The organism is Lactococcus sp. AK05 (genome assembly GCF_041026685.1).
GTDB classification, from domain to species: domain Bacteria; phylum Bacillota; class Bacilli; order Lactobacillales; family Streptococcaceae; genus Lactococcus; species Lactococcus lactis.
Map to the genome: position 1 here is coordinate 61,558 of NZ_JBFTEI010000003.1, position 18,898 is coordinate 80,455.

Annotated in this window: 17 protein-coding genes and 1 other RNA gene; 10 read left to right on the forward strand and 8 right to left on the reverse strand. The window is 35.3% G+C overall.

Annotated features, from left to right (window positions below):
* The first annotated feature begins 5 nt into the window (after positions 1–5).
* The 8 genes from ffs to AB6B24_RS07495 all read left to right on the forward strand — a co-directional run bounded on the left by ffs (position 6) and on the right by AB6B24_RS07495 (position 8,432).
* Positions 6–91: signal recognition particle sRNA small type (gene ffs / locus AB6B24_RS07460), an RNA gene on the forward strand.
* Positions 92–141: 50 nt separating this feature from the next.
* Positions 142–666, forward strand: a complete 525-nt coding sequence (locus AB6B24_RS07465; RefSeq protein ID WP_311804152.1) for a hypothetical protein — start codon at positions 142–144, stop codon at positions 664–666.
* A gap of 233 nt (positions 667–899) precedes the next feature.
* Positions 900–1,850 (forward strand): sugar ABC transporter permease, encoded by a 951-nt coding sequence (locus AB6B24_RS07470; protein ID WP_023163873.1) that lies wholly within the window; start codon positions 900–902, stop codon positions 1,848–1,850.
* A gap of 10 nt (positions 1,851–1,860) precedes the next feature.
* Positions 1,861–2,763, forward strand: a complete 903-nt coding sequence (locus tag AB6B24_RS07475; RefSeq protein ID WP_311804153.1) for a carbohydrate ABC transporter permease — start codon at positions 1,861–1,863, stop codon at positions 2,761–2,763.
* Between the two features lie 59 nt (positions 2,764–2,822).
* On the forward strand, positions 2,823–4,385 hold the full coding sequence (locus AB6B24_RS07480; RefSeq protein ID WP_311804154.1) for an extracellular solute-binding protein: 1,563 nt from the start codon (positions 2,823–2,825) through the stop codon (positions 4,383–4,385).
* Positions 4,386–4,471: 86 nt separating this feature from the next.
* Entirely contained in the window at positions 4,472–5,104 is a 633-nt protein-coding gene (locus AB6B24_RS07485; RefSeq protein WP_153241843.1) for a YesL family protein, read from the forward strand.
* A gap of 52 nt (positions 5,105–5,156) precedes the next feature.
* Positions 5,157–7,349, forward strand: a complete 2,193-nt coding sequence (locus tag AB6B24_RS07490; protein WP_311804155.1) for a TIM-barrel domain-containing protein — start codon at positions 5,157–5,159, stop codon at positions 7,347–7,349.
* Positions 7,350–7,391: 42 nt separating this feature from the next.
* Positions 7,392–8,432, forward strand: coding sequence for a LacI family DNA-binding transcriptional regulator (locus tag AB6B24_RS07495; protein WP_021722920.1), 1,041 nt, complete (start codon positions 7,392–7,394; stop codon positions 8,430–8,432).
* On the opposite strand, the gene AB6B24_RS07500 is transcribed toward AB6B24_RS07495, so the two are convergent.
* The 8 genes from AB6B24_RS07500 to AB6B24_RS07535 form a co-directional block, all read right to left on the reverse strand.
* Positions 8,433–8,849: a PaaI family thioesterase gene (locus tag AB6B24_RS07500; RefSeq protein WP_311804156.1), complete on the reverse strand. Its 417-nt coding sequence runs from the start codon at positions 8,847–8,849 to the stop codon at positions 8,433–8,435.
* Positions 8,836–9,027, reverse strand: coding sequence for a hypothetical protein (locus tag AB6B24_RS07505; RefSeq protein ID WP_311919051.1), 192 nt, complete (start codon positions 9,025–9,027; stop codon positions 8,836–8,838). The genes AB6B24_RS07500 and AB6B24_RS07505 overlap by 14 nt, the downstream gene beginning before the upstream one ends.
* Positions 9,028–9,220: 193 nt before the next feature.
* A complete protein-coding gene (menC, locus tag AB6B24_RS07510) occupies positions 9,221–10,333 on the reverse strand; it encodes an o-succinylbenzoate synthase (protein WP_311804157.1) in 1,113 nt (370 codons plus the stop codon).
* On the reverse strand, positions 10,330–11,685 hold the full coding sequence (gene menE / locus AB6B24_RS07515; RefSeq protein ID WP_311804158.1) for an o-succinylbenzoate--CoA ligase: 1,356 nt from the start codon (positions 11,683–11,685) through the stop codon (positions 10,330–10,332). Before menE ends, menC begins: the two co-directional genes overlap by 4 nt.
* A gap of 126 nt (positions 11,686–11,811) precedes the next feature.
* Positions 11,812–12,654: a 1,4-dihydroxy-2-naphthoyl-CoA synthase gene (gene menB / locus AB6B24_RS07520; RefSeq protein WP_003132444.1), complete on the reverse strand. Its 843-nt coding sequence runs from the start codon at positions 12,652–12,654 to the stop codon at positions 11,812–11,814.
* A gap of 386 nt (positions 12,655–13,040) precedes the next feature.
* Positions 13,041–13,856, reverse strand: a complete 816-nt coding sequence (gene menH / locus AB6B24_RS07525) for a 2-succinyl-6-hydroxy-2,4-cyclohexadiene-1-carboxylate synthase (RefSeq protein WP_311804159.1) — start codon at positions 13,854–13,856, stop codon at positions 13,041–13,043.
* Positions 13,846–15,528, reverse strand: coding sequence for a 2-succinyl-5-enolpyruvyl-6-hydroxy-3-cyclohexene-1-carboxylic-acid synthase (gene menD, locus AB6B24_RS07530; protein WP_311804160.1), 1,683 nt, complete (start codon positions 15,526–15,528; stop codon positions 13,846–13,848). Before menD ends, menH begins: the two co-directional genes overlap by 11 nt.
* A 53-nt stretch (positions 15,529–15,581) precedes the next feature.
* Positions 15,582–16,721: an isochorismate synthase MenF gene (locus AB6B24_RS07535; RefSeq protein WP_311804161.1), complete on the reverse strand. Its 1,140-nt coding sequence runs from the start codon at positions 16,719–16,721 to the stop codon at positions 15,582–15,584.
* 291 nt (positions 16,722–17,012) lie between these two features.
* Here AB6B24_RS07535 and AB6B24_RS07540 point away from each other — a divergent pair, with 291 nt between their 5' ends.
* Complete coding sequence (locus AB6B24_RS07540) at positions 17,013–17,594, forward strand: GNAT family N-acetyltransferase (RefSeq protein WP_038599853.1); 582 nt, start codon at positions 17,013–17,015, stop codon at positions 17,592–17,594.
* A 6-nt stretch (positions 17,595–17,600) separates the two neighbouring features.
* On the forward strand, positions 17,601–18,881 hold the full coding sequence (locus AB6B24_RS07545) for a DRTGG domain-containing protein (protein ID WP_003132450.1): 1,281 nt from the start codon (positions 17,601–17,603) through the stop codon (positions 18,879–18,881).
* Positions 18,882–18,898: the final 17 nt, after the last annotated feature.

Consider the following 18,898-nt stretch of genomic DNA (forward strand, 5'->3'; position numbering starts at 1 on the left):
AATAGTTTTCGGAGCAATAAGTTTCTTACGAAGCGTGTCAGGACCTGACGGTAGCAGCACTAAGTATGGAGCTTATGTGCTCTTTTTTTGTATCCTTATTTATGGTAAAGTATCATTATAAAGATGACAAAGGAGGAGTTTATGAAAAATGAAAATTGGAAAAATGTGAAATGGATAATTTTAGTTTTATTGGTAATTTTGATTCCTTTAGTAATTTTTAAATCTTGTCAGAGTTTGACTAAAAGTCAAAATGAGAAGAAAAATAAAAAAGATTCGATTCATTTTTTGTATGGCGCTTGGATTTCAGATGTAAGATTACCAATGTCTAAAGAGCTCAAGGTACAATTTTATCGAGCCAATTTGGATAATGAGCCTCATTTTAAGTATGGTAAAGAACAAGTGGAGTTAATATTTAGAGAATTGAAAAATGGTCGAGGGAATATTGATGGGGAATTTGTAAGAGAAAATTCTGTTTATCGTCCATTGAATGAACTCGACAAAGATGGTTTTCGGAGAGTGAAAATAAATATTAATGAAAGAGGAGAAGAAGCTTTTTTCCGTTATAAAGTTATTAATAAAAATAAAGTAAAAATGAGAATTCTTCCTTCAGGAAGTGATAAGGTTGCTGATGAATTTGAGGTTTATTTTATAAGAGAAAATGGTTAGGTATAAAGTAGCAAACTATTTTAGAGAGACAGTTAAATAAATAATAGAAGTAGCAATTAATAATTTAGTTGCTACTTTTTTATATAAAATAAAAAAATCAGAAAATTTACCACAAGATTATAAAACGCTTTCAAAATAGGTATATAAGGATTTTTGTATTGACATTTTTTATTGATAGGGTTATGATGAGTTTATCAAATGAGTTTAACGTTAAACTAAAAGAGAGGTTTATTATGACACCGACATCTCAAGTAAAAATTTTACCTAAAAAAGCTAAGAATAGCAGAATAAAAGAAAGATTAAAAAATAATACTTCTTTATATATTCTGCTAGCTCCAGCAACTATTTTACTTATTCTTTTTGCTTATGTACCAATGTACGGATTGCTGATGGCTTTTAAAGATTATTCACCTGCTCTTGGAGTAAGTGGAAGTCCTTGGGTAGGTTTTAAATGGTTTATTCAGTATTTTAATTCTTATCAGTTTTGGCCAACAATATTAAATACGTTGAAAATTGCTGTTTACAGTATTGTTTTTGGTTTTACCTTGCCAATCGCACTTGCCTTAATTTGTAATCAAATTAGAGTTCAAGCGTTTAAAAAGTTTTTTCAAGTCACAACTTATTTACCTCACTTTATTTCAACAATGGTAATGTGTGGTATGATTCTACTTTTTCTCTCTCCTTCAAATGGGTTAGTAGCAAACTTTTTAGGAATATTTAATGTGAAGATGCCAGACGTTATTGGTAATCCTAATGCTTTTGCTAGTTTATATGTTTGGTCAGATGTTTGGCAACATGTTGGTTGGAATTCAATTATTTATCTGGCAGCCCTTTCTGCAATTGACCCTACTTATTATGAGGCGGCTACGATGGATGGAGCTTCTCGTTTACAACAAATGATAAAAATAGACCTTCCCTTATTAGTCCCAACAATGATGATTATGCTTATTTTAGCTGTCGGTCAACTTTTAAATATTGGTTTTGAAAAAGTCCTTCTTTTGCAAAATCCGTTGAATTTATCAGGTTCGGAGATAATATCAACCTATGTCTACAAAGTAGGACTCAAGTCATTCCAGTATTCTTATTCGACTGCTATTAATTTATTTCAAACTGTCATTAATCTAGTTATCTTAGTTACGGTTAATTTTATTTCACGACGATTGACTAAGACAGGTTTATTCTGAGAGGAGAATGATGAAAAATAAACATAAATCTAAAAAACCAAGAAGTCTACAAGAGAAGATATTTGATGTTTTAATATATGGGATAGCAATTCTGCTCATTTTACTTATCATTTACCCACTTTGGTTTGTTATTATCGCCTCTTTTTCTAACCCACAAGATGTGGCAACAGGCGCAGTCTGGTTTTGGCCAAAATCATGGAGTTTAGAAGGATATAAAACTTTATTCGCTCAACCCTTAATTTGGCGCTCATATTTTAATACAATTTTTTATACAGTTGCGGGAACGGTATTCGGATTATTAGTCAATATTCCAGTCGGTTACGCACTTTCTCGTAAAGATTTATTAGGAAGAAAATGGATTTCTTTACTCTATGTTATTCCAATGTTTGTAACAGGTGGTTTAATTCCAATTTATTTAGTAACCAAAAATTTTGGACTCTTGAATACGATTTGGGTTATGATTGTTCCCTTTGCGGTGTCACCTTATAATATTATTATTGCTAGAACTTTTTTCCAAGAGTCTATTCCTAATGGGCTTTGGGAAGCAGCTCAAGTTGATGGTTCGAGTACCTTTAGATATTTTTTTCAAATTGTTCTTCCTTTATCCAAGGCAATTTTGGCTGTCATTGGATTATGGACAGCAGTAGGAATTTGGAATTCCTGGTTCAGTGCTTTGATTTATCTGACTGACCAAAATTTACAGCCTTTACAATTAATATTAAGACAATTATTGATTACAAACCAAACGTTACAAAGCCAAGCGACAGGAGATATGGCGACCCAACTTCGTCAGACTGCTGATATGATGAAATATGCTGCTATTGTTGTTTCTACACTACCGATAATGATGGTTTATCCTTTTTTACAAAAATATTTTAACCAAGGAGTTATGGTTGGAGCAATAAAAGAGTAATTTGTTAGAGTTAATAATTAATTAGCGTTTATAAAAATAAAATTATAGGAGATTTTCAAATGAAAAATCAAAAATTGGTTCTTGCAGCTGGAGCAGCTTCGATGCTTGCAGCGATTACTTTACTTTCTGCTTGTGGAAATTCAAGTTCTAGCAAACAGGATAATTCAAGTAATAAAGACTTTACAGTGGCAACGGTTCGTTGGGCTGATTGGGGAAACGATTATACTAAATTTCCAAATCAGTTAGCAAAAGAAGCAGGAATTAATGTGAAATGGAATACTTATCTTAACGCAGATTGGGGAGATAAAAAGTCAACATTGATGGCAGGGGGAAATTTACCAGATGCTTTTATGGGTTCAATCACATTTACAGACCAAGAAATTGCTCAGAATCAATCTAATTTTATTCCTTTGGAAAAATACGTGAAAGATATGCCTAATTTACAAAAGGCGATGAAGAAGAATCCAGCCTTAAAAGCCATGATTACAAGTCCAGATGGACATATTTGGTCCTTGCCTAAAGAAGCTCCAATGCGTCCGATTATTGCGAACCAATTGTTTATAAATAAAACTTGGTTAGATAAATTGGGCTTACAAATGCCAACGACCTATGATGAATTTGTAAAAGTTTTGGAAGCTTTTAAAACTAAAGATCCTAACGGTAATGGAAAGGCAGATGAGATTCCTTATGGGACAGGTAATTTTGATCCAACAATGTCCTATACTTTACCTTTTGGTGTTTTAAGAGGTGCTGATAATTCAAATGAAATGATGATGTTGAATGGAAAACCAGCCTATATTCGCTCAACTGACAACTTCAAGCAAGGAATTGAAGCAATGCATGATGCTTTCACTAAAGGATTGATTGACCCTGAACTCTATACACTTGATCCTACTCAAGCACAAGCAAAATTAATGGCTGATACTGAAACAGTTGGCGTGTCTGTTGGTTGGACAGCTGATGCAACTTTTGGTAAGAATGCTAAAGATTATGTTGTCTTGCCTGCATTAAAAGGACCTGATGGTAATCAATATGTGATGTCTGACCCTGACCATTTTAATCAAGGACGAGACGAATTTATGGTGACAACTCATGCTAAAAATGTAAAAGCACTAATGAAGTGGGCTGATAAATTTTATACTAATGATGCAGCCATTCAAAATTATTATGGAGCTTTTGGAGTTGGAACTGAAAAATCAGGTGATGCTTACAAAGTTTTAAAACCAACTGGGGATAACTCAGCAGACACTCAAGCTTGGATAAATTCCTTGCGAGATTTTGGACCTAAATCATGGGATAACAGTTTGAATGATAAGGTTACTTTTGAAGATCCTACAAATGGTGATGCTCAAAAATTAAAAATGGATGCAGAGTTGAAACAATATGCTCGACCTGCCTTTCCTTCGGTTACTTATACAAATGATGAATTACAAAAAATTGCTCAAGTTTATCCAGATTTGAGTTCTTATACAACACAAGAAACTGCAAAATGGGTCACTAAAGGTGGGATTGATAAAGATTGGAATGCTTATATTGCAAAATTAAACCAAATGGGACTCAAAGATTATTTGAAAATACAGACAGATGCTTTTGACCGTTATCAAAAGGCTTTGGGAAAATAGTTTGATTTAAAAGACCAGAGGTCTAAAATCCTCTGGTTTATTATTAAAGTTTGCTGACAGATTTGTCAGAAGTAGGGGATGAAATAATGGGGAAATTACTGAATATTGATAGCTCAGTGATGAGAATAATGGCTCTTTTAGCAGATTTAGTTATCTTGAATACTTTATTTATTCTCACTTCACTTCCACTGATTACGATTGGAGCAAGTCTTTGTGCCTTGCAAACGAGTTTACAAAAAATATTACATCAAAACAGAGGAAGTGTCATCAAGAATTATTTTAAAAGTTTCAGTCTAAATTTTAGACAAGCAACAATTTTTTTCATCATTTTAAGTCTGCTAACTTTTATATTATTTTATGATTTTCGCTTAGTAAGCTATCTGCCATTACTGCTTTCATTTTTGATGAGAACGGCAGCGTTTATTTTATGTGTGGTTATTGCATTAGCGAGTGTTTATGGATTTTCTTACATTGGAAGATACAAGAATTCTTTGAAAAAAACAGTTTATAATATTTTGTTGTTGAGTATTCAAAATTGGTTTCAAAGTTTGTTTTTACTGATCTTTAATGGATTCATAATCTATTTTAGTTTTACAAGTCCGCAAGCTTTACTGACAATGATTTATTTCTTAACTTTTGGTGGCTTTTCTGTGATTAATCTTGTCAATTCAATCATGATTAAACAGGTTTTTGACAGAATTGAAAGAGTGACTCATTGATTATAGTAAGATATCTACTGACAGAACGATCAGTGAATTAGAAAGTAAATATATGAATAATAATATTATAAAATTTGATAAAGCCAGATTCACGGTATTGACCGAGCAATTGATTCGTATTGAGTATAGTCAGACAGGTGAATTTGAAGATGGAATGACACAAATGGTACAAAATCGAGATTTTCCTGGGGTAAAATTTGATTTTATAAAAAAAGAAAGTACACTTGAAATCATCACTTCAACAGTTCATCTTTATTATAGTGGTGGAGAGTTTACAAATGCAAGCTTATTTGCTGATGTGAAATTTAACTTTTCTGTTTATTCTAATCGTTGGTATTTTGGCGAAAAATCTGCTGGAAATTTGGGTGGAACGACAAGAACTTTGGATATGATTGATGGTGAATGCCCTTTAGAGGATGGAATTATGTCCAAAAATGGTTTTGCAATTTTGGAGGACAAAGGGAAAGTTCTGACAGAAACAGGGGATATTGCTGCTAGTTCTGTCAGTAAAATTGATTTATATTTATTTGCTTATGGACGAGATTATAGACAAGCTCTGAAAGATTTTTATCAGCTGACAGGAAATACACCACAACTTCCCCGATTTGCTCTGGGAAATTGGTGGAGTCGATATTATGACTATAGCGATGAATCTTATTTAGCATTGATGGATAAATTTACTAACAAGAAAGTTCCCTTATCTGTCAGTGTGATTGATATGGATTGGCATAAGGTATCAGAGGTTCCAAGTCGGTTTGGTTCTGGATGGACAGGTTATTCATGGAATAAAAAATTATTTCCTAATCCCAAAAACTTTATTGATGAATTACATCAAAGAAAACTGAAAGTGACTTTGAATGACCACCCAGCTGATGGCATTCGTGCTTTTGAAGATGTTTATCCACAAGTTGCTCAAATTCTTGATTTAAATACAGAATTAGAAGAGGCAGCAAAATTTGATTTTGACAACCCTAAATTTCGAGAAGCATATTTTGAAGCGGTTCATGGACCTTTAGAAAACGAAGGGGTTGATTTTTGGTGGATTGATTGGCAACAGGGAGTAATTTCAAAATCGGGAGTTGACCCTCTCTGGTTACTCAATCATTATCAATACCAAAAGGCTCAGGAAAAGAATAAAAATAATATTATATTGAGCCGCTATGCTGGCCCAGGAAGTCATCGGTATCCCTTAGGATTTTCAGGAGATTCAGTTATTTCATGGGCAAGTTTGGACTTTCAGCCTTATTTTACGAGTACTGCCTCAAATATTGGTTATACTTGGTGGAGTCATGATATTGGCGGACATATGCAAGGTTATAAAGATGCCGAACTTAGTCTAAGGTGGTTACAATTCGGAGTATTTTCACCTATTAATCGACTTCACTCTTCTAAATCTGAGTTTACTAGCAAAGAGCCTTGGCATTTTGATAGTGTTATTGAGCAATCAATGATTGAATTTCTGCAACTTAGACATCAACTGATTCCATATCTTTATAGTGCTAATTTTATGACTGCTTTTAAAGGAAAAGCGCTTATTGAACCTCTTTATTATGAGTATCCATTGGAAGAAGAAGCTTACAATCATCGAAATCAATATAACTTTGGCGACCAATTAATGGTGGCACCAATTACAAAAAAAATGAATTCCAATTTACAGATGGGAAATGTGGAGGTTTGGTTTCCAGAAGGAATCTGGTATGATTTTTTTACAGGTCAACGCTATGATGGTAATGTTAGCCTTAAAGTATATCGAGAAATCACCGAAATACCCGTTTTTGCTAAAGCAGGAGCTATTATTCCACTAGATAAAAATCCTCTGAAAAAAGAAGAAATTCCTAGTGAGATAATCTGGAAAATATTTCCAGGTGCTGATGGAGAGTATACATTATTAGAAGATGAGAATGAAACCAAAGTAGAAGTTATCAAGGAAGTTTTTAAAATTACAAGTAAACAAGAAACGTCACGTAAACATACTATTGTTTATGGAGGTAAGGAGATTATATCTGGTAAAATAGGAAATTTTTCTATTGATTTAAAAGGAGAAAAAGGACAGTTTGATTGGGATTTTGCTACTTCCCTTTTTAGAAGGTTAGATATTGCAGAGATTGATTATGAAGAAAAAGACCAAATTTTGCAGAAACTTTCTTTGCTTAAAGAATATGATAAACAAGTGGCTTATATCAAAACGATTGAAAATACAGAGTTAGAAGATAGTCTATTTGAATTACTTTATAGTGGAAAATAAGAAAGAACCTTTGTATAATGAGACTACAGGGCTTCTGATAAAATGACTTACAAAAATGTGAACATCAGTCGCTTCTTGTTAGAAACGAATATTATGACAAAAATCACTTTAAAAGAAATTGCGGAAATGGCTGGTGTGTCAGTGATGACTGTTTCAAATGTTATTCGTGGAAAAAATTCACGCGTTTCGGTAGAAACAAAAGCCAAGATTCAAGCCTTAGTAAAGAAATATAATTATGTTCCAAATCAAAATGCTTCTAATTTACGTTCAGGAAAATCAAGATTGATTGGCGTGCTATTTTACAATAAGTCTCAAACGATAGATTTTACTGACCCTTTTATATCTTCTGTTTTGACGGGGATTGAACGAATGGCTAAAGAAAAAGGCTATTTTACAATGGTTCATACTGTCCAAAGTGCAAAGGGAATTGAGCAGCTCCAAAGAAATTGGGCTTTTGCTGGTTTTATTGTAGTTGGAGCTTCAAATAGAGATTTCTTCAAAATAGACGATGCTATTTTAACACCAGTGAGTTATATCGATACTTATTTTGAAAAAAAGAAAAAATTAGATGGAAAGTTAAGAAATTTTATTGGAACAAATGAGGAAAAAATTTCAGAAAGTATTGCCAATTATCTCTCCAAAATGGGACATAAAAAAGTTCTTTTCTTTAGTTTTGACTTTAATCAAGAGGAACCAAGTGTCATTGAAAAACGATACTGTGCATTTCGTAAATTTTTTAAAGGAGAAATCTTATTTCTGACAACAAAAAGTGCAGATTATCAAGAAATTTTGAAAAGTGTATCAGAATATTTAATGGAGCAACCTTTTACGGCTATTTATAGTACAGCTGATATTCTTGCAGCAAAATTAAATCAAATATTTAAGGATATTTCGATTGTAGGAGTTGATAATGCAGAATTTGATGAATTTATTTCACCTAAATTGACCACAGTGGCAATCGACCAAGTTGAAAAAGGGAAGATGGCAATGTCTAATTTGATTGATTCAATTGAAAATGAAATTTCTGAGGATTATATTTCTGATAGTTTGCTTCTCGTTCGGGATAGCGTAAAAAAACTCTGACTATTTGTCAGAGTTTTTTTGTGGTACCAAAGCATTGACCACTGTGATTTGAGAAATGAGCGTTTCATTTTCGTCAGTGATTTTGATTTCCCAGACATGGTTGCGTCTGCCATTTTTGAGGAGAAGACCGCGGGCATTTACGAAACCTTCGCATTTTTTTGGATTGAGATGGTTGGCGTTAATGCTTTGACCAAGGGCAAAATATTGACCGGAGCCGATTGCATTACTTGCCATACCAGCTGTGATTTCAGCGAGGGCAAGACTTGCACCTCCATTTAAAAAGCCGTGCGGTTGAGCATGAAAATCGCTGAGGATCATTTTACTTGAGAATTTATAAATTTTACTGACAGACTTGCCAGAATTCTCGTCAGCAAAAACTTGAAAATCTGTGATATTGAGTTGGTCAATCATGTTCATTGGAAATCTCCTTAATAAGATGTGAGACCGCCCTAGGGCCATAACACTTTAGTGCACGAGCTTCGGGGACAGCGACAAGCAAGTTTGTCGCTGACTGTCTTGAAATGATGAAAAATGCCTTTTTGGCTGACGCTTGCACTGCTAGCAAGTACTTGCGATTCTCGTTGCGCTTTAGCATAGACATTCGAGCGTAGCGAAGAACAGTACTTAGCTGGAACCGATAATGTAGCTAGCGACCTTGCCAAAAGAGACAACGGAGCGGATGTAGGAAAAAAGTGATTCTGCTTGAAGCAGAGCTTCAAGGTTGTGGATGAAATTTGCGAAGTAAAATTCACCTGTAAGTAGAGGTTCCAGTTTTTTTCTTTTTTCGTTCATCTAAAGTAGGTCATAATTAATTTATTTACAGTATAACCTTTGAGTAGCGTTTCATTAACTGACAGACCGATGCCAATTCCAGTCGGGACGGTCATCCAACCGTTTGGAAATGCAATTTCTGGTTGAATGAGGTCTATGTCAAAATAATGCTTGGAATCGGATAAATCACCGGCCATAGCATTTCCAGAAAGCGCGGCGAGTTGGACATGGAGTATTTTTGAGATACCAGACTCAACCATACTGCCAATCCAAAAGCCAATCTGATGCTGTCTGCAAAATTCGATAGCTTTTTGCGTTTGATAAAGTCCACCTAAACGACCTATTTTTACATTGAGCATCGTTTGAAAAGGAAGTTCTGTCAGTATTTTTAGACTTTCTAAATCTTGAACGGATTCGTCAAAGCAAATTGGTGTTAAGAAGTTTTCTGTCAGTAATTTTAATTCGGATAAATCTTTGATATCAAAAGGTTCTTCGATACAAGCCAGACCAAGTTCGTCTAGCTCTTTGATGACTGGCCAGTCTGTCAGTTGAAAACTTCGATTGGCATCAAGAGCAAATGTAATTTTTGGATATCTTTTTACCAGCTTTTTAATCAAGTCAGTCCCAATTTGTGGACTAATTTTTAATTTAATTCTTTTGACGCCACTGTTAATAAGTTGGTCAATTTCCTTAATGGTTTGCTCGTCAGACATTTGTCCAAGCACCGCACCACGTGGGATTTTATCAGCTAATTTTTCTTGAAAAAGTCCAGCAATCAAATTTTCATTTTTTCCTTTAAAATACAAATCTAGAAGTGCATTTTCTAGTCCAGCCAGTGCCATTGGTAAGGGATTTCTAAAAAATTTATGTATTTCAAAAGGGTGTGAGAAGTCTTTTTGCAAAATTTCTGGCAGGTAAGTTTCTTCCAAGATTTTCCAAGAATCAGCAAAAGTTTCTGAAGTATAAAAAGGAGTCGTGAATGCAACAACCTCACCAAATCCCGAAAGTCCGTTAGGACTTTCAACTTTTATAATAATTGTATCTCGGAGATTCAAGGAACCTTTGGCGGTCTTAAAATCAAATTTCATAGGGAGTTGAACATGAAACATTGTAATTTTTTCAATTATCATCCTTTAAGCTCTTTTCTTAAGATTTTTCCAGAAGCATTTTTGGGCAATTCATCCATGAAAGTGATGGATTGGGGGCGTTTGTATTTTGCCAGTTTTTCAGTGAGAAAGTTTTCTAATTTTTCTTGGGAAATATTGCCTGAAACGAAGAGAATTGGCACTTGTCCCCACTTGGCATCTGGCTTAGCAACAAGTGCACATTCCTTGATTTCAGGAAGAGAATAAACTAAATCTTCGATTTCTTTGGGGTAAATATTTTCACCGCCAGAAATAATGATATCATTTCTGCGATTGAGCAGATAGAGAAAACCGTCCGCGTCAAGGTAACCGATATCGCCTGTTTCAAAAGCAGTGCCGTAAGGCTTTTGGCCTAGGTAAGCTTTCATCAACATGGGAGATTTTAACCAAATTTCACCAACGCCAGCAAGGTCAGCTTGACGAATCTCAATTTCAACACCTGGTAAAGGTCGCCCGACAGAGCTTGTTTTATCAGGGAAATCTAAAATATTAAAAGTGACAGATTGTGAAAAACTTTCAGTCATTCCATAAGTTTTGTAAATAGGAAGCCCTAATTCTTGGCATTTTTTGATTAAAGGTTGGGGAATAAATTCACCACCAAGTAGAATTAAACGTAAGTTATTGCTATGCAATTTATCAGCAATTCTCGTAAGGAGGGTTGGGACAAGCGAAACCATGTTGATTTTCCCAGAATTGACCATTTCAAGAAGTTGGTTTTCATCAAATTTATCAACAACGGTCGCTGATGTTGCGTTATATAAAGTACGCATGATAATGGAAAGTCCAGAAACATGAAACATGGGTAAGATGACAAGCCAATTATCATTGTCATAAGCGCCAAGCGTTTCCTTTGAGGCTTTGACGTGATTTGAAATCATGCCCCAAGTAATAGGGACAGATTTAAATTTTCCGGTAGTAGCGGAAGTGTTCATGATGACGGCAATTTTTTCATCAGGAAAATCTGCTGACAGACTTACAGGGCAAGGGTTACTAGTCCAAATTTCCGAAAAAGAAATGCTGTCAGTAACTTTTTCTGTCAGTGAATCTGATGTGAAGACTGTCTCAATCTCGAGTTCCTTGATTTGGTCAGCCAGTTCGTATTCGGTCAAGTGTGTATTCAATAGAAGAACTTCTTTTGATAAACCGAGCAAGGCAAACAAAACGACTGCCATTTCAACAGAGTTTTCTGAAAGGAGCGCAACCCGTGATTGATTGTCAATAAGAGGAGCCAAATGTTCAGCCATCTTATTGACTTCCTGATTGATTTGGGCAAAAGTATAGTCATTTAAAAATTGTTTTTGGGGATAAAGTTCCGCCTGTTTTTTTAACCATTTCATTATTTAAGCTGTGAGCGAACTCAATTTTCTCCTTTCTGTGTATTTTTTACTGACAGAAATCCTGTCAGTAACTTTTAAATCACAAAAAGCGTCAAAAAGACGCTTTGTCAGCAATTTTGGAAATTTTTATGGGAATTTTGGAAATTGGTCAAAATCAGGTTTGCGTTTTTCTTTGAAAGCATCGCGTCCTTCTTTGGCTTCATCCGTAGTATAGAACATAAGTGTTGCATCTCCTGCAAATTGTTGCAGTCCAGCAAGTCCGTCAGTTGCAGCATTCATTGAACCTTTGAGCATACGAAGCGCCATTGGTGAGAGGGCAAGCATTTCTTGGGCCCATTGAACAGTTTCTTCTTCAAGACGGTCAAATGGAACAACAGTATTAACCATTCCCATGTCCATTGCTTCTTGGGCAGTATATTGACGGCAGAGGAACCAGATTTCACGTGCTTTCTTTTGCCCAACCATAGCGGCAAGTAAACCAGCACCATAACCCGCATCAAAAGAACCAACACGCGGACCAGTTTGACCAAATTTTGCATTTTCAGAAGCGATAGTCAAATCACAAACAATATGTAAAACGTGACCTCCACCAATGGCAAAACCATTCACCATGGCAATGACAGGTTTTGGTGTAATCCGAATCAAATGTTGCAAATCTAAAACGTTCAAACGAGGAATTTGGTCTTCACCAACATATCCACCATTTCCGCGTACTTTTTGGTCACCACCAGAACAAAAGGCTTCTTTATCTTCACCTTTTCCATGATTTGCACCAGTCAAAATAATCACGCCGACATTGGTATCATCACGAGCGACACTAAAAGCATCAATCATTTCAACGACGGTTTTGGGACGGAAGGCATTGCGGACTTCAGGACGATTGATGGTAATTTTAGCAATTCCATCATAAGTTTCATAAATAATATCTTCGTAGTTACGGTTGAGAGCAACCCAATTAAATTTTGACATGATTCTCCTTTAAGATGTGAGGACGAGCGCTAGAAGTTGTGAAAATTAGAAAAATGCGGTTCTGGGCATAGCCCAGGTTCCATTTTATCTATTTTCATCAACTTATGCGAGTCCGAACTCAATTAAAATTAAGATGTGAGGGGGCCTAGGGTCTTGGCGCTTTAGCGCTTAAACTTCAGGGGAAGCAACAAACTGATATCTTTGATGTCAGATTGTCGTTGAGTGTTTAGAAGTTATGAAATTCTATTATTTTCATTAACCTTCATAAGTCCACTTAGAAAAATTATTTTTATTGTATTTATTTCTGTCAGTAAAACTAATTCATCAGTTTTACTGACAGAAATGATATAGGCATTACTTTTCAATTATATCATAAAGCATTTTGACTAAGGTAAAAATTCCTCTAGTATTTTTTGATAGGTGACCGGATTTTCTAGATGAATATTATGACCAGAAGCAGCAACAGAAATCCAAGTGACATTCGGATTTGGAGCAAAAATTTCTTTAGCAATTTTTGAATATTTTTCGTCTAAATCACCAGATAGATAGAGAATGTTGGATTTTATTAAAGAAATTTTATCGCCAACATAGGGAAGTTGCCCTTGACCTGTTCCATTCAAAGTTTGGGCAAGAGCTAAGGGTGAATTGCTTGCACGGCTTTCCCAAATTTCCTGTTGAATTTTTACTGACAGTTTTTTTTGTGATTCAAAAAGTGAAATATTAGCCCAAAAGTCAGCAAACCAAGCAGACCCATTTAACAAAATCTTCTGTCCTAATTCTTCGTCAGCCAGTCGTCTTTTTTTGCGGTCTTCACTAGATAAAAGACCAGGACCAGTTGACTCTAAAATCAAATATTTAACAGGAGCTGACGGATGAGCAAGGCAATAACGAAGCGCCAATCGTCCACCCATTGAATAACCAAGAAGTGAAAAAGCATTTCCGTCAGTAAATTGCGCAAATAGCAAGTGCAGATTTTTCAAAATCGCCTCAAGTTTATAAGGGTCAAGTTCCTTTGGTTTTGCTGATGAACCGTGACCTAACAAATCGATAGCAACAATTTTGTAGCCGGCCAAATGAAGATTTCGCCAAGTATTAGAACTTTCAGAAAAACCATGCAGTGCAAATAGGACCTCTCCAGTCCCCCAAATACGGACAGCATAATCAAAACCATCAATAGTAATTATTTTTTTATCAATTTTCATAAGTCGTATATTTTTGATGTAAAGCAAGACTTAAATCTTTATCCGTTTTAATTTCCAAAAGATGAATGCCAGATTGATGAAGAGAATCCTCAAATTGCTGACCAAAATCAGCATAGCCACTGACCAAATGATAATCTAAACCAGTCAACTCAGCCAGTCCAGCAAAATTTAAACCATGTGGAGTTGAAAAAAGATAATCAAAATTCGGTACGCCTTTTTGAGCTAAATGATGAAAAATCCCACCACCGTCATTATTAAATAGCACAATAGTCAGATTAAGTTCATGTGTTTTACCGACAATTAAACCATTTAAATCGTGTAGCATTGACAAATCCCCAGTCAATAAAACCGTCGGTTTACCCGTTGTAGCAATTCCGAGTGCAGTTGATTCAGTCCCGTCAATGCCATTCACACCACGATTTCCTAGAATTCTAACTTTGGCATCCGCTTTTTTCCACCAATAGTCAATATCTCTGATTTCCATACTATTTGAAACAAGAAGTTGAGCATCCAGTGCTTCCAAATGTTTTTGTAGTTCTTGGACATAACGTCCTTCAAAAGCATTTTCTTCATAAGTCACTTTTTCAAGAAGTTGGCGCATTTTTTCTTGAGCATTTTGCCATTTTTCCAAATAAGAACTATCAGAATTTACTTTTTTAATTGAAGAAGCAAAAGGAACAACATCAGACTGAACCATCGTTGTCGTTGTCAAACTAGGGTTGCGATAATCAAGAGCAGGGTCAACTTGAATAAATTCAGCTTCGTTATTGAAAGCAACAAATTGTTGCAAACGTTTAGAAACAGGCATTTGTCCAAAAAGCAGAATAGCATCCGCTTTTAATTGAGTTTTTAAATCATTATTTGCTAAAAAAGCATCATAAGAGTCTATGACCAAAGGATGATTATGATTACGCAGATTAGAAAGTGGATCCGCTAAAATTGGAGCTTTTAATTGTTCAGCAAGTTTTAAAAGTGCTTCAGAATAATCTTTGTCAAAATTGGCACCGGCTAAAATTAATGTTTTTCCAGAAAATAAAGTTTCATCAAACGGAAGCCTTACTTGTGCTTGTCCTTTATAGAATTTAAAGGCATGTTTAGAACGTCCTTTTTCATAATTTTCACTTTTTAATTCTGGAACTAAAGGATCACGCAAGGGAACATTGATTTGCACAGGACCCGAAAGAGGGGAAATAGCTGATAAGACAGCTCGTTGTGCGACTTTACGTGGATAGGTCCAAAAGTTTTCTGTTTGAGACTGGGTTTGAATATGTGGAGCTTCAAGATTTTCAAAATGATTAACAAAATTTCCAAAAAATCTGGTCTGGTCGACTGTTTGAGGAGCTCCAACGAATTGAAGCTCAGCCGGTCTGTCCGCCGTTAAAATAATAAGGGGGACTCGACTCATTTTTGCTTCAAGGACAGCTGGGAAATGATGAGCCGCAGCAGAACCTGAAGTACAAACTAAAACAACAGGACGTTTTTTCGCTTTAGCAATTCCCAGAGCAAAAAAAGCAGCCGAACGTTCATCAATGTTGACATAAGTATCGTATTTTTTGTATTCCTCAAAAAGCATAGCTAAAGCCGTTGAACGTGAACCTGGACTAAAAACAGCTTCACGTACCCCTAAATTGAAAAGTTCATCAACAAAGGGAGCTAAATATTCATTGGTCATGACTATCTCCATTTCTAATTTAAAAATCTAAAATCGTAAAATATTTTAAAAAGTTACAAAGCTTCTAAAATGGTTTTTAATTTTACCTTGGTTTCCCTAAATTCTTCTAAAGCATCGGAAGAAGGGATAATTCCACACCCTGCATAAGCATAAAGTTTCTTGTCCACAATCAAAGCCGAACGAATCCCGACAATCATTGTGCCATTTCCTTTGCTGTCAATTAAGCCAAGAGGTGCAGCATATAGTCCTCGCTCATGATTTTCATGCTTTCTGAGGAATTCGAGGGCCTCATGACGAGGCTCTCCTCCAAGAGCAGGCGTTGGGTGAAGCTGTTTTGTCCAATCAATAAGTGAAAGCTCAGAATTTTTAGCACTTAAAATTGTCCGAAGATGATAAACATTTTTCAACTCCATTAATTCGGTTGTTCCAACCTTAACTGTCTCGGATTTTTCAAGCAGATTTCTTTTTATTTTTTGGACAACAATATCATGCTCTAAAAGATTTTTGGGGTCTGTCAGCAATTTTTGCCCCGCATTTTCCATTGTTTTTGGAAAAGTTCCAGCTAAGGCATAACTAAGGAGTTGGTCATTTTCTTTTTGAACTAAAATTTCAGGCGATGCTCCAAGGAAAATTCTTTTTCCTTTTTGATAAGCAAAAATAAAAGCATTTGGATTATTATCTAATAAATTTTGGATGATACTTTCGAGTTCAAAAGAGGTTTGACTTGTAAATTCAAGTTCTCTTGAAGCGACAATTTTTCGACTCTTTCCGTCAGCAAAATTTTTTTGAATGGCATAAAAAAGTTCTTGCCAAGCCGAAAAATCAGAAGCTTTTTCAGTGAGTTGATGCTTAAATTTTGGAATAGTGATTTCAGGAATTTCTCGTGGGCTATCACAAGTGAGGGTGTAAGAATTTTCCTTATTGACAACGAAATAATGTTTAAAAGCAATGGTTTCGCCACCGAAATTTTTCCAAAGTTCTCCTTTAATGTCATCAAAAAAAGTCTGACTATGAAAGAGATAGGGATAGTCAGAAAACTTATCATGTTCAAGGTCAATGGCTTTCAAACGCTCACAGCCAATGACAAAAGTTTCTTTTTGAGGGTCAAACCAAAAGAAACGCTCACTTTCTGAAAAGTTTGCCCAGAAAGCTAAGGGGTTATTTAATTTTAAATTGATTTTTATATAATTCATTTTTTCTACCATAAAAATTATAACATAGCTCAGCATAGGAGAGGAATAATGAGCCCTAAAATTACAAATCTTCATTCATTTTTCATAGACTTTCTGATATAATGCTCATTGCCCGTATCTTCGCTGGCCGTGCCAGCGATGTAGTTGCGAAGATTCGCTTTGTCAAAGCGTAGCTGTTGGCGCTCTAGCACTTACAGATAGGCTTGTATTTCCATTAGGTCTTAATGATTAAATTTAGTGTTAAAAACTATGATATAATTAAAATCATGAAAACAGTCAAAAAGGAGTGCCATGAATATTTATGTCAAATTAGCTGAGTTTAGCATTATTGAAACAAAGCGATTGCTTTTGCGTCCCTTTGATTTAAAAGACGCTGAGGACATGTTTGACTATTCAGGTAATCCAGAAAATCTAAAATTTGTTTTTGCCCCGCATCTGTCACTTTCAGAAACACGTTTTTCAATTGCTAACGATTATATGAAAAGTCCTTTAGGGAAATGGGCAATTGAGTTGAAATCTGAACATCGGCTGATTGGAGATATTCATTTTGTGAAAATTTCTGATAAAAATCAGTCTGCGGAAATTGGTTATGTTTTAAATCAAAATTATTGGAATCAAGGGTTACTGACAGAAGCATTAAAAGTACTGACAGAATTTTCTTTTGAACAATTTGGACTTAAAAAATTGATTTTATTGATTGATAAAGAAAATGTTCCGTCTAAAAAAGTTGCCCTTAAATCAGGCTATCACTTAGTTAAAAAATTTAAAGGGACAAATCAATACAGCAAAAAAATTAGAGATTTTGAACAATATGAACTTAGAAAAAGTGACGATGAAATTTATCAAAAAAATTCAGAGATTGGGGAAATTTGAAGTTTTATGTCAAAGCACGAAGAAATATTAAATTATATTGAAGGTTTGGAAATTGGTAAACAAGTCAGTGTACGTGGAATTGCCAATCGAATGAAAGTCGCTGACGGAACGGCATATCGCGCAATCAAAGAAGCAGAAATACTAGGTTTGGTAGCCGTAAATGACCGTTCTGGAACCGTTAGAGTGGCAGTTAAAGGACAAAAAGTAGCCAATCGATTAACCTTTGGTAAACTTGCAGAAATAGCTAATGCTGATGTTTTAGGTGGACTTGCTGGATTAGAAGTCGAATTCAGCAAATTCGTCATTTCAGCCATGCAAAGAGAATCCTTCAAGCGCTACCTCTCGCCCAATGGTCTAGTCATCGTTGGTGACCGAAAAGAAATTCAAAATCTAGCCCTCAGAGAGCAGAATGCTGTTTTAGTTACAGGGGGCTTTGACGTGGACCAAGAAGTTGTCAACTATGCTAATCAATTAGGGATTCCACTTTTACGGACATCCTATGATACCTTTACCGTTGCCAATCGTATCAGTCACGCTTTGGCCAACGAACTCATCAAAAAAGATATTATTACAGTCGGAGATGTCTTTCATCAAAAAAGGGCAACCTTACGTGAAGAAGATACAGTCAAAGATTTTTTGGATTTAGTTAAAAAAACGAATGACAGTCGTTTTGCCGTCGTCAACACTTACAACGTTGTTGTGGGTGTAGTTGCCATGCGGGATGTTACAAATAAGAAAAACGATACTCCGCTCAATAAAGTGATGACAAGAGCCAATGTTGCAAGAGCAAGTATGACAGTGGCGAGCGTTTCGCAAAAGATGATTTATGAAGGCTATGATATGATGCCTGTCGTTTATGAAAATTATACTTACGCAGGAATTATTACCAAATCAGACCTTCTCCAAAGCTTACAAAAAGCACAGGAAGAAAGTCAGGTGGCTCACACTTTCAGTGATAATATTGCTAATTCTTTGGTAGAAAAAGGCTCAGCCTACACCGTGACGGTCGAACCATTTATGATAAATAGCGTGGGAACAATCGCTAATGGTGTTTTTGCAGAACTTATTACGCAAGTTGTTCAACGTGTTTTTGCCAAAAAAAGACGACGGAATATCATCATTGAAGCATTAAATATGCATATGATGGGAGCTGCCGCTATTGACAATGTGCTAGAGATTTATCCAAAGGTGATTGGAGAAACACGAATTGGTGCAATGGTTGATTGTGAAATTTATCATGTCAATAACATCGTAGCTAAAGTTCTAGTCAATGTACAATTAACATAAAAAATAAAAGAGGAAAA

What these genes read in the sequence shown, in the direction of transcription:
- menB (WP_003132444.1), bottom strand. Translation starts at nt 12,654, where the DNA reads ATGTCAAAATTTAATTGGGTTGCTCTCAACCGTAACTACGAAGATATT.
- AB6B24_RS07470 (WP_023163873.1), top strand. Translation starts at nt 900, where the DNA reads ATGACACCGACATCTCAAGTAAAAATTTTACCTAAAAAAGCTAAGAAT.
- AB6B24_RS07495 (WP_021722920.1), top strand. Translation starts at nt 7,392, where the DNA reads ATGACTTACAAAAATGTGAACATCAGTCGCTTCTTGTTAGAAACGAAT.
- menH (WP_311804159.1), bottom strand. Translation starts at nt 13,856, where the DNA reads ATGAAAATTGATAAAAAAATAATTACTATTGATGGTTTTGATTATGCT.
- AB6B24_RS07540 (WP_038599853.1), top strand. Translation starts at nt 17,013, where the DNA reads ATGAATATTTATGTCAAATTAGCTGAGTTTAGCATTATTGAAACAAAG.
- AB6B24_RS07545 (WP_003132450.1), top strand. Translation starts at nt 17,601, where the DNA reads ATGTCAAAGCACGAAGAAATATTAAATTATATTGAAGGTTTGGAAATT.
- AB6B24_RS07480 (WP_311804154.1), top strand. Translation starts at nt 2,823, where the DNA reads ATGAAAAATCAAAAATTGGTTCTTGCAGCTGGAGCAGCTTCGATGCTT.
- menE (WP_311804158.1), bottom strand. Translation starts at nt 11,685, where the DNA reads ATGAAATGGTTAAAAAAACAGGCGGAACTTTATCCCCAAAAACAATTT.
- AB6B24_RS07535 (WP_311804161.1), bottom strand. Translation starts at nt 16,721, where the DNA reads ATGAATTATATAAAAATCAATTTAAAATTAAATAACCCCTTAGCTTTC.
- menD (WP_311804160.1), bottom strand. Translation starts at nt 15,528, where the DNA reads ATGACCAATGAATATTTAGCTCCCTTTGTTGATGAACTTTTCAATTTA.
- AB6B24_RS07505 (WP_311919051.1), bottom strand. Translation starts at nt 9,027, where the DNA reads ATGCTAAAGCGCAACGAGAATCGCAAGTACTTGCTAGCAGTGCAAGCG.
- AB6B24_RS07485 (WP_153241843.1), top strand. Translation starts at nt 4,472, where the DNA reads ATGGGGAAATTACTGAATATTGATAGCTCAGTGATGAGAATAATGGCT.
- AB6B24_RS07465 (WP_311804152.1), top strand. Translation starts at nt 142, where the DNA reads ATGAAAAATGAAAATTGGAAAAATGTGAAATGGATAATTTTAGTTTTA.
- AB6B24_RS07475 (WP_311804153.1), top strand. Translation starts at nt 1,861, where the DNA reads ATGAAAAATAAACATAAATCTAAAAAACCAAGAAGTCTACAAGAGAAG.
- AB6B24_RS07490 (WP_311804155.1), top strand. Translation starts at nt 5,157, where the DNA reads ATGAATAATAATATTATAAAATTTGATAAAGCCAGATTCACGGTATTG.
- AB6B24_RS07500 (WP_311804156.1), bottom strand. Translation starts at nt 8,849, where the DNA reads ATGAACATGATTGACCAACTCAATATCACAGATTTTCAAGTTTTTGCT.
- menC (WP_311804157.1), bottom strand. Translation starts at nt 10,333, where the DNA reads ATGATAATTGAAAAAATTACAATGTTTCATGTTCAACTCCCTATGAAA.